The organism is Micromonospora sp. MH33 (assembly GCF_003013775.1).
Lineage (GTDB): Bacteria > Actinomycetota > Actinomycetes > Mycobacteriales > Micromonosporaceae > Micromonospora > Micromonospora fulviviridis.
On sequence record NZ_MUYZ01000274.1, the window covers coordinates 1 to 9,440 of the forward strand.

Genomic DNA, 9,440 nt, shown 5'->3' on the forward strand with positions numbered 1-9,440 from the left:
CGGCGCCGCCCCGCCCGCCGGAGGTGTTCGCCGCGCGGCCGGGCACCGACGTCTTCGACGCGCTGCGCACCGCGCCGGCGGAGCTGGACCTGACGCCCGGCGTACCCGATCTGGCGGCCTTTCCCCGCGCGGCCTGGCTGCGCGCGGAACGCGCCGTGCTGCACCGCCTGGCGCCCGCCGCCTTCGGGTACGGCGACCCGACCGGCACCCCCGCGCTGCGGCTCGCGGTCGCCACCTGGCTGGCCCGCAACCGCGGCATCCGGGTGGACCCGGCCGAGGTGGTGGTTGTGGCGGGGGTGTCCCAGGCGCTCGGCCTGCTCGCCCAGGTGCTGCACGCCGACGGCGTGCACACGGTCGCCGTGGAGGACCCCGGCTCGCTCGGCGTACGCCAGCACCTGAACAACTGGCGGCTGGAGACGCCGCCGGTGCCGGTCGACGCCCACGGCCTGCGCGTCGACCGGCTGGAGTCCAGCGGCGCCCCGGCCGTGATGCTCACCCCGGCGCACCAGTTCCCGACCGGGGTGGTGCTCGACGGCGACCGGCGTCGCCGGCTGCTGCGCTGGGCCCGGCGCGGCGGCGTGGTGATCGAGGACGACTACGACGCCGAGCACCGCTACGACCGCCCGCCGGTGCCGGCGCTGCGCGGGATGCTGCCGGACCGGGTCTGCTACACCGGCAGCGTCTCCAAGCTGCTCGCCCCGGCGCTGCGGATCGGCTGGGTGCTGGTGCCGCCGCGGTGGCACGCGGACCTGGTGGCGGCCAAGCGGATGGCCGACCTCGGCAACGCCGCCCTGCCGCAACTGGTGCTGGCCGAGCTGATGGACTCCGGCGCGCTGGAACGCCACCTGCGGCTGCTGCGCCGCCGGCACGTCCGGCGCCGGGACGCGATGATCCGGGCGGTCCGCGAGCACCTGCCCGGTGCGGTGGTGCATGGCGCCGCGGCCGGCCTGCACCTGCTGGTCACCCTGCCCCGCGAGGTCGACGACACGGCGCTCGCCGCGTCCGCGCTGCGCCAGGGCGTCAAGGTGCAACCCCTCTCGTGGCACGCCCAACGCCCGCAACCGCCCGGCCTGGTCCTCGGCTACGCCGCCAACCCACCCACCGACATCGACCGGGCCCTGAAAACGCTCGCCACCGTCCTCCACGACCTGGGCTGACCCGCCTCCTGCCGTCGATCGAGGGGTGGCGTCACCGAGGAGCTCGGCCTCGACGCAGGTCTCTTTGTCGAGGGTGCGTGTTGCCGACGGGCGGTGGGTAAGGGGCGATGTGGAAGGGCGGTCCTCACGATTGGGGGACGGTGGTGGGGCGAGTGGTCGCGCCGGTGCGGGCGGGGTCCGGGTTGGACGGTCGGCCGGGGGCGGTTCTCGGGCGGTACGCCACGGCCGCGGTGCTGGTGCGGCTGGCCGACGAGGGTGCCCGGGTGGCGCTGGTGCTGCTGGCGATCGAGCGGACCGGCAGCGCCGCCTACGGCGGCCTGCTCGTGGCGGCGCTGATGGTGCCGCACGTGGTGGCCGGACCGGTGGTCGGGACGGTCGCCGACGCGGTGCGCCGGCGCCGGCTCTTCTACACCCTCGCCCTGCTCGGGTACGGCGGGGTGCTGGTCGCCGCGGTCGCCGTGGCGGCCGCCTCCCGGCCGCTGTCGGTCGCCCTCGTCGGGGCGGCCGGCTGCCTCGCGCCCGTCATGCTCGGCGGGCTGACCAGCCTGCTGCGCGACCTCGTGCCGGACCGGCTGGACCGCGCGTTCGGCCTCGACGCGACCTCGTACAACCTGGCCGGCATCGCCGGGCCGGCGATCGCCGCGGTCACCGCCGGGGCGGCCGGGGCCACCGTCGCGACGGTCGTGCTGGCCGCGCTGGTGGCCCTGGGCGCCCTGGTGCTGTGGACGCTGCCGATCCCGGACCGGCCGGCGCGGGCCCACCACGCCGCGGCACCCCGGCGCAACCCGCTGGGCGGGGTGCCGCTGCTGTGGCGGCGGCCCCGGCTCGGCGCGGTGACCCTGGCCAGCAGCTTCGGGCAGCTCGGCGTCGGCGCCATGCCGGTGGTCGCGGCACTGCTCGCCGGCCGGTTCCAGCACACCTCGTACACCGGGCTGTTCCTGGCGGTGGCGTCGGTCGGCGGCCTGGTCGGGTCGCTGTGGTGCGCGCGGTACCCGATCCGTGCCCACCCGCCCGAACGGGTGGTCCTGGCCTGCCTGCTCGCCACGGCGGTGCCGTTCGCGCTGGTGCCGCTCGTGCCGTCGGTGTGGGCCACGCTGCCGCTGTTCGCCCTGGTCGGGGTGCTGAACGGTCCGCTGTTCTGCGCGGTGCTCGCGGTGCGCGAGCAGGAGGCGCCGCCGGCGGCGCACACCCAGGTGTTCACCGTCGGGGCTGGCCTGAAGAGCACGGCGGCCGCCGCCGGCGCGGCGCTCGCCGGCGCCCTCACCGGCTCGGGGGCCGGCCTCCTGCTGCTCGGCATGGCCGCCTGCCAGGCCCTCGGCGCGGTCGCGGGCGCCGCGGTCCTGCGGCTGCCGCGCCGCCGCGATGCCGACGCGCTGCGCTAGCGGCCGGCTGCCCGGCCACCGGCCGTGTCCCGGCAGGTCGTAGCTGCGCGCGCGGTCAGCCCGGAGGTGCGTGGTAGAGGGCGGCGAGGGCGGTGGCGGTCTCCGCCAGGCGGTCGCGCAGCGTGGCGGGGGAGAGGACCTCGACCTCGGCGCCGAGCCGCAGCAGGTCACCGTGCGCGTGGGTGAGCGACTCGATGGGTACGACCGCCCGCACCCAACCCGCGGCGTCGGGCGGGCCGGCGCTGGTGTCCACCGCCGCGACCACCGCGTCGCTGGCGATCTCCCGCAGCCGCTCCCGGCCCCGGGGCGAGAGCCGGATGGTCGCCTCGTCCCGGTGCAGCCGGGCCCGGAAGGCGACCACGTGCGCCCGCCACCAGGCCGGCAGGTCGAACTCCGGCCGGTCGAACGGCTCGTCCAGCGGGGTCAGGTCGAGGATCTGGTTGACCCGGTAGGTGGCCGGCTCGGCGCGGTCCGGCCGGGCGGCCACCACGTACCAGCGGCCGCCCTTGAGCACCAGCCCGTACGGTTCGAGGACCCGCGCCACCTCGCCGGTCCAGCTCCGGTAGCGGACCCGGATCCGGTGCTCCCGCCATACCGCCTCGGCCGCGGCGGCCAGGTACGGCGACGGGTCGCCGTCGGAGTACCAGCCGGGGGTGTCCAGGTGGAACCGTTGCTGGAGCCGCTCGGCCCGGTCGGCGAGCGGCGGCGGCAGCGCGGCGCGCAGCTTGAGTTGCAGGGTGGCCACGACCGACTCGTAGCCCAGCTCGGCGGCCGGCCCGGGCAGCCCGGCGAAGAGCAGCCGGTCGGCCTCCTCGGCGGTGAGCCCGGTCAGCCGGGTCCGCCAGCCGTCGACGAGCCGGTAGCCGCCGGCGTGCCCGGCCTCGCCGTAGAGCGGGATGCCGGCGGCGTGCAGCGACTCGACGTCCCGGTAGACCGTGCGGACGGACACCTCCAGCCGGCGGGCCAGCTCGGCGGCGGTGAGCCGGCCGTGGGCCTGGAGCAGCAGCAGGATGGACAGGAGACGACTGGCCCGCATTCCACTGACACTAGCTGTCAGGGGAGCGGGCCTACCGTCCCGGCATGGCATTTCGGAACAAGGAACTGACCGTGCCGGGGACCGTAGAGGTCGCCGGCCGGCACGTGAAGCGCTACCACATCGACCAGCCGGACCGCCGCCTCGAACCGGAGGTGGTCGAGGCCGCGTACGCGTACCTGCCGAAGCTGCTGCCCGACCCGGACGGCGGCACCCCGCCGGCAAGTTGGGTGGTGCTGCACCGGGGCGCGGACACCGGCGCGTACCTGCTGGCGTACAGCTGGTTCTTCGACAACGTGGTGGAGTGCCGGATCGCGATCGCCGGCCAGCCCGCGCTGGACTGCCCGGACGACGATCCGGCGCACTTCGTCCCGCTGGACCGGCCCGGCGTGGGCTGCGTCTGGGAACTGGGCGTCCTTGAGCACGAGCGGACCGCCTGGATCCGGCACGTCCTCGCTCCCGACCGGCCGGACCTGGCCGGCTACCTGGCCGACAGCCGCGCCGAGGGGCAGGTGGGCTTCTGATGGGCGACTTCGACTTCTTCGTCGGCAGCTGGGACGTGACCAACCGGCGGCTGGCCAAGCGGCACGTGGGCAGCGACGAGTGGGACGAGTTCCCCGGCACCTCGGTGGCGCGCTCGTTCTTCGACGGCGCCGGCAGCTTCGACGAGATCCGCTTCCCGACCCGGGGCTTCTCCGGGTCGACGGTCCGTGTCCGGGACGCGGAGACCGGCCTCTGGTCGATCTACTGGATGAACAGCCGCCGTGGGGTGCTCGAAGTGCCGCCGGTGGTGGGCCGGTTCGTCGACGGGGTCGGCACCTTCTACGCCGACGACACCGACGAGGGGCGGCCGGTCCGCTGCCGGTTCATCTGGTCGGCGATCACGGCCACCTCGTGCCGCTGGGAGCAGGCCTTCTCCACCGACGGCGAACAGAGCTGGGAGACGAACTGGATCATGGACTTCACCCGGACGGGCTGACCGGGGGCGTGGTGGTCCGGTAGATCGCGGTCAGCCAGACGTCGAGCAGCACGTCGACCACGTCCCGCTCGGCCACCGCCGGGCCGTCCCCGGCGAAGGTCGCGTACCAGACCCGCTCGTTCATGGAGTTCAGCGCGATGGCGAGGTCCCGGGCGGGCAGCCCGTCCGGGGCCGCGCCGCGCGCCCGTTCGCCCTCGATGGCCGCCTCGACGGCGCGTACCCAGCGTTCGAGGACCTCGGCCCAGAGCCGGCGCACCTCGGCGTTGGTGCCGCGCACCTGAGCGCAGGCCAGCACCACGTCCCGGTGGCCGCCGAAGGTGGCGTGGAACCGGGCGATCAGCTCCCGCCAGCGGGCCCGCGGGTCCTCGGCGAGCCGGACCAGCACGTCGCCCGCCGCCGCGTTCGCCTCGTCGGTCACCCGGTCGAGCAGGGTGAGCAGCACGGCGTCCTTGGACGGGAAGTAGAAGTAGAAGGTGGGCCGGGAGATGCCGGCGCCCCGGGCCAGGTCGTCGATGGAGATGTCGCCGAAGGGGCGCTGCCGCAGCAGCCGCTCCGCGGTGGCGAGGATGGCCACTTCCCGGTCGTCGCCGGTGGAGCGGCCGGAGCGCCGTCCGCGCGTCGGCGCGGCGCCGGTCGACGTGCGGGCGGGGGTCATGTCGGCCGATGTTACACCCGCTCGACACCGTGTCGATTGCACTCGACAGGGTGTTGACTGCCGTCGACGGCGGTGGATAGTGTCCGGTCCACTGCCGCTCGAACGGGAGATGCCATGGCCTCCGACCACGTCGACGTCCTCATCGTCGGTGCCGGGCTCTCCGGCGTCGGCGCCGCCGTCCACCTGCAACGCGAGTGCCCCGGCAAGACGTACGCGGTGCTGGAGGCCCGGGCCGCCGTCGGCGGCACCTGGGACCTGTTCCGCTACCCGGGCATCCGCTCCGACTCCGACATGTTCACCCTCGGCTACTCGTTCAAGCCGTGGACCAACCCCAAGGCGATCGCCGACGGCGACGCCATCCGGGCGTACGTCCGGGAGACCGCCCGCGAGTACGGCGTGCAGGAGCACATCCGCTTCCGCCACCGGGTGCTGCGCGCCGAGTGGGACAGCGCCACGGCCCGCTGGACGGTGCACGCCCACCGCGACGACACCGGCGAGGACACGGTCCTGACCTGCGGCTTCCTGTTCACCAACTCCGGCTACTACCGCTACGACGAGGGCTACACGCCCGGGTTCCCCGGCATCGAGCGGTACGCCGGCCGGCTCGTGCACCCGCAGCACTGGCCCGAGGACCTGGACTACGCCGGCAAGCGGGTGGTGGTGATCGGCAGCGGCGCCACCGCGGTCACCCTGGTCCCGGCCATGGCCGAGCGGGCCGGCCACGTCACCATGCTCCAGCGCTCGCCCACGTACGTCATCTCGCTGCCCTCGCGCGACCCGCTCGCCGACGCGGCGCGGCGCTGGCTCCCGGCGAAGGCCGCGTACGCGGTGACCCGCTGGAAGAACGTGGCGCTCGGGGTGGCCAACTTCCAGCTCAGCCGGCGCGCCCCCAACCTGGTGAAGAGGTTCCTGCGGCGGGCCGCCCGGGGCAGCCTCCCGGTCGGCTACGACGTCGACCGGCACTTCTCACCCCGCTACAACCCGTGGGACCAGCGGCTCTGCGTGGTGCCCGACGGGGACCTGTTCGCCGCGCTCCGCGCCGGGAAGGCCGCCGTGGTCACCGACACCATCGACACCTTCACCGAGCGGGGCATCCGGCTCAGCTCCGGCGAGGAACTGCCCGCCGACATCGTGGTCACGGCCACCGGCCTCAACCTGCTGGCCCTCGGCGGCATGACCCTGGCCGTGGACGGCGCCGAGGTCGACCTCGCCTCGACCGTCGCCTACAAGGGCATGATGCTCTCCGGCGTGCCGAACTTCGCCATGACCATCGGCTACACCAACGCCTCCTGGACGCTCAAGGCCGACCTGGTCGCCACGTACGTCTGCCGGCTGCTGCGCCACCTCGACGACACCGGGCAGCAGATCGTCACCCCGCTCGCCCCGGACACCACCGACCTGGCGCCGATCATCGACCTGCAGTCCGGGTACGTGCTGCGGGCCGTCGACCGGCTGCCCAAGCAGGGCCCGGCGGCGCCGTGGCGGCTGCACCAGAACTACCCCCGCGACGTGCTGCTGATGCGGCACGGCCGGCTCACCGACGAGGGTGTGCGGTTCTCCCGCGCGGGCATGCCCGCCACCGTCGCCGACCGTCCCGCGCCCGTCGCCTGACTTCCGAGGAGCGCCATGCGTGACTTCGTCTTCCCCGGCGGCACCGCGGTGCTGACCGGCGCGGCCAGCGGCATCGGCGAGGCCCTGGCGCACGGGCTGGCCCGGCGCGGCGCCGACCTGGTCCTGCTCGACCGGGACGCCGAGCGGCTCGACGCGGTCGTCGCCGCGATCCGCGCCGCGCACCCCGACCGGCGGATCGAGACCCACCTGGTCGACCTCGCCGACGCCGACGCCACCGACCGGGTCGCCGCGGAGATCCACCGCGCGCACCCGCGGATCCGGCTGCTGGTCAACAACGCCGGGGTGGCGCTGGGCGGCCGGTTCGACCAGGTGACCCTGGACGAGTTCCTCTGGGTCATCGAGATCAACTTCCGGGCCGTGGTCCGGCTGACCCACGCGCTGTTGCCCGCGCTCAAGGCCGAACCCGGCGCCCACCTGGTCAACGTCTCCAGCCTCTTCGGGCTCATCGCGCCCGCCGGGCAGGCCGCCTACTCGGCCAGCAAGTTCGCCGTGCGCGGCTTCACCGAGGCGCTGCGGCACGAACTCGTCGACGACGGGGTCGGGGTCACCTCGGTGCACCCGGGCGGCATCCGGACCCGGATCGCGGCCAGCGCCCGGGTGGGCAGCGGCGTCTCCGTCGAGGAGTACGAGGCCGGCCGGAAGCAGTTCGAGAAGCTGCTCTCCATCGACCCGGCGAAGGCCGCCGAGGTGATCCTGCGCGGGGTCCAGCGCCGCCGCGGCCGGGTGCTGATCGGCTGGTCCGCGAAGCTGCCCGACCTGCTGGCCCGGGTCGCTCCCGCCGGGTACGGGAAGCTGCTGGCCCTGGGCATGCGACCGCGCCCCGCCCGGGTACCGGCCCCGCGACCCGCCGCCGAGCCGGTCCCCTCGGACCCGGGGCGGCCGGCGTGACCCTCGCCCTGCCCCCGACCGACGAACTGAGCGTCGCCGGCCGGCGGATGCGCTGCCGGATCGCCGGCGACGGCCCGCCGGTCGTGCTGCTGCACGGCATCGGCCGGACCCTCGAAGATTTCACCGCCGTGCACGCCGCGCTGGCCGGCGACCACCGGGTGCTCGCCGTGGACCTGCCCGGGCACGGCGGCTCCGCGCCGCTGGACGACCCGCACACGCTGCCGGCCCTGGCAACGGCCGTCGCCGGGTTCCTGGACGCCGCCGGGGTCACCGGTCCGGCGCACCTGGTCGGCAACTCCCTCGGCGGGGCGGTGGCCATGCGGCTCGCCGCCGACGCGCCGGAGCGGGCGGCGAGCCTGGTGCTGGTCAACAGCGCCGGTTTCGGCCGGGAGGTGACCGCCGCGCTGCGGCTGCTCTCCGTGCGACCGCTGGCCCGGCTGCTGCTGCGCCCGCACCCGGCGATCGCCCGCCGCACCGAACGGGCCATCTTCCACGACCCGGCCCACGTCACCGAGGAGCGGATCGCCACCGCACTGGCGGCGGCCCGGCAGCCGCACGCCGCCCGGGTGATGCTGGAGCTGGTCCGCGACCTGGGCACCTGGCGCGGGGTACGCCCCGAGTGGCGGGCCGAACTGCTCGACGCGGTGGCCGCGCTCGACCTGCCCACCCTGCTCGTCTGGGGCGACCGGGACCTGATCCTGCCCGCCGCCCACCTCGCCCACGCCCGGACCCGGTTGCCGAAGGCGCAGAGCCACCTGTTCCGGGACACCGGGCACATGCCGCAGATCGAGCGGGCCGCCGAGTTCGAGGCCCTGGTCAGGCGGTTCTGGTCGCGGTCCGGTGCCGCAGGACCAGCGTGACGGCCACCAGGACCACCAGCACCCCGGCGATCAGGTCGACCGGCGCGAACAGCCACGGCGTCACCAGCACCAACGCGGCCGTGGCGGGGAACAGCACCAGACACCGACTCCGGCGGCAGCGGGTTCGGCCGGTCGAAGTAGAGCCACCAGATCGCGAAGACGATCACCGTGCCGGCGGCGGCCAGCGACCACAGCTGCCCGTTGCCCGCGTCCACCCCGCGCTGGATCGCCACCGACGTGGAGAGCACCACCTCGCCCAGCACGATCAGGGTGAACAGCTGGTACCGCTCGGAGATGTGCCGCGGGTGCCAGGTGGTCTGTCCGCGTCGCTCCCCGAGCACCGGCACCAGCAGGTCGGCGACGACCAGCACCACGAACGCGGGCACGAGCCAGGCCGGCGGCAGGAGGAGCCGGAGCAGCCAGCCGAGCTGCACCACGCCTACGCCCACCACGAACGTCAGGGTGGTGGCCCGCCGTTCCGGGTCGCCCCGGCGGCCGCCCGTGCCCAGTTCGCCACGGCGGCCAGCCGCATCACCACGTACCCGTAGGTGGCGGACCGGTGCTCCTCGTCGCGCCGACGCGGCCGCATCGGCCGGTGCCAGGCGCGTAACGAGGCAGTGGTGGTCAAGCGTGCTCCTCACCGGCGGCCGGTCAGCTGCGCCCACGATAACCAGCTCAGGCCGCCCGGGACGGGACCGGCTCCGGAACTACGGCGGAAAGAAGGGCGGCGGCCTCGACGCGGGACAGCGTGACCAGCGCGGCCTCCACCTCGGCCGGCAGCCGCCGCCGGTGCCGCAGCACCCAGCCGGCCTGCCGGGCCGCGTCGCGCAGCCCGGCCCGGCCGGCCGGGTCCC

The 9,440-nt window shown here is 75.3% G+C and carries 11 protein-coding genes; 8 read left to right on the forward strand and 3 right to left on the reverse strand.

The genetic code is table 11. From position 1 onward, the window contains the following. Positions 1-1,157, forward strand: a 1,157-nt coding sequence (locus B0E53_RS28855; protein ID WP_107078895.1) for a PLP-dependent aminotransferase family protein, incomplete at its 5' end; no start/stop codon positions are given. 140 nt (positions 1,158-1,297) lie between these two features. Beyond that, positions 1,298-2,539 carry an MFS transporter gene (locus B0E53_RS28860; RefSeq protein WP_168215439.1) on the forward strand — a complete coding sequence of 414 codons (1,242 nt, stop codon included), beginning with the start codon at positions 1,298-1,300 and terminating at the stop codon, positions 2,537-2,539. Positions 2,540-2,594: 55 nt separating this feature from the next. Here the strand turns inward: B0E53_RS28860 and B0E53_RS28865 are convergent, their stop codons facing one another. Next, positions 2,595-3,575 (reverse strand): WYL domain-containing protein, encoded by a 981-nt coding sequence (locus tag B0E53_RS28865; protein WP_107078897.1) that lies wholly within the window; start codon positions 3,573-3,575, stop codon positions 2,595-2,597. 44 nt (positions 3,576-3,619) lie between these two features. On the opposite strand from B0E53_RS28865, the gene B0E53_RS28870 reads away from it, so the two are divergent. Further along, positions 3,620-4,096 carry a hypothetical protein gene (locus tag B0E53_RS28870; protein WP_107078898.1) on the forward strand — a complete coding sequence of 159 codons (477 nt, stop codon included), beginning with the start codon at positions 3,620-3,622 and terminating at the stop codon, positions 4,094-4,096. Continuing rightward, entirely contained in the window at positions 4,096-4,551 is a 456-nt protein-coding gene (locus B0E53_RS28875) for a hypothetical protein (protein WP_107078899.1), read from the forward strand. The genes B0E53_RS28870 and B0E53_RS28875 overlap by 1 nt, the downstream gene beginning before the upstream one ends. Here the strand turns inward: B0E53_RS28875 and B0E53_RS28880 are convergent. Beyond that, positions 4,535-5,206 (reverse strand): TetR/AcrR family transcriptional regulator, encoded by a 672-nt coding sequence (locus tag B0E53_RS28880; RefSeq protein ID WP_107078900.1) that lies wholly within the window; start codon positions 5,204-5,206, stop codon positions 4,535-4,537. The two genes, B0E53_RS28875 and B0E53_RS28880, sit on opposite strands and share 17 nt — an antisense overlap. Before the next feature lie 114 nt (positions 5,207-5,320). On the opposite strand from B0E53_RS28880, the gene B0E53_RS28885 reads away from it, so the two are divergent. From B0E53_RS28885 to B0E53_RS28895, 3 genes are read left to right on the forward strand one after another with little or no spacing between them, the layout of a single operon-like run. Beyond that, positions 5,321-6,817 (forward strand): NAD(P)/FAD-dependent oxidoreductase, encoded by a 1,497-nt coding sequence (locus B0E53_RS28885; protein ID WP_107078901.1) that lies wholly within the window; start codon positions 5,321-5,323, stop codon positions 6,815-6,817. Between the two features lie 15 nt (positions 6,818-6,832). Beyond that, a complete protein-coding gene (locus tag B0E53_RS28890) occupies positions 6,833-7,726 on the forward strand; it encodes an SDR family oxidoreductase (protein ID WP_107078902.1) in 894 nt (297 codons plus the stop codon). Further along, the gene (locus B0E53_RS28895; RefSeq protein ID WP_107078903.1) at positions 7,723-8,586 is read left to right on the forward strand and encodes an alpha/beta fold hydrolase; all 864 of its coding nucleotides are present in this window, start codon (positions 7,723-7,725) and stop codon (positions 8,584-8,586) included. The genes B0E53_RS28890 and B0E53_RS28895 overlap by 4 nt, the downstream gene beginning before the upstream one ends. Here the strand turns inward: B0E53_RS28895 and B0E53_RS37980 are convergent. Further along, the gene (locus B0E53_RS37980) at positions 8,543-8,683 is read right to left on the reverse strand and encodes a hypothetical protein (RefSeq protein WP_168215440.1); all 141 of its coding nucleotides are present in this window, start codon (positions 8,681-8,683) and stop codon (positions 8,543-8,545) included. The genes B0E53_RS28895 and B0E53_RS37980 overlap by 44 nt on opposite strands. Before the next feature lie 208 nt (positions 8,684-8,891). Here B0E53_RS37980 and B0E53_RS39790 point away from each other — a divergent pair, with 208 nt between their 5' ends. Further along, a complete protein-coding gene (locus B0E53_RS39790) occupies positions 8,892-9,134 on the forward strand; it encodes a hypothetical protein (protein ID WP_246835654.1) in 243 nt (80 codons plus the stop codon). The last annotated feature ends 306 nt before the right edge of the window (positions 9,135-9,440 follow it).

What these genes read in the sequence shown, in the direction of transcription:
- B0E53_RS28865 (WP_107078897.1), bottom strand. Translation starts at nt 3,575, where the DNA reads ATGCGGGCCAGTCGTCTCCTGTCCATCCTGCTGCTGCTCCAGGCCCAC.
- B0E53_RS28870 (WP_107078898.1), top strand. Translation starts at nt 3,620, where the DNA reads ATGGCATTTCGGAACAAGGAACTGACCGTGCCGGGGACCGTAGAGGTC.
- B0E53_RS28875 (WP_107078899.1), top strand. Translation starts at nt 4,096, where the DNA reads ATGGGCGACTTCGACTTCTTCGTCGGCAGCTGGGACGTGACCAACCGG.
- B0E53_RS28880 (WP_107078900.1), bottom strand. Translation starts at nt 5,206, where the DNA reads ATGACCCCCGCCCGCACGTCGACCGGCGCCGCGCCGACGCGCGGACGG.
- B0E53_RS28885 (WP_107078901.1), top strand. Translation starts at nt 5,321, where the DNA reads ATGGCCTCCGACCACGTCGACGTCCTCATCGTCGGTGCCGGGCTCTCC.
- B0E53_RS28890 (WP_107078902.1), top strand. Translation starts at nt 6,833, where the DNA reads ATGCGTGACTTCGTCTTCCCCGGCGGCACCGCGGTGCTGACCGGCGCG.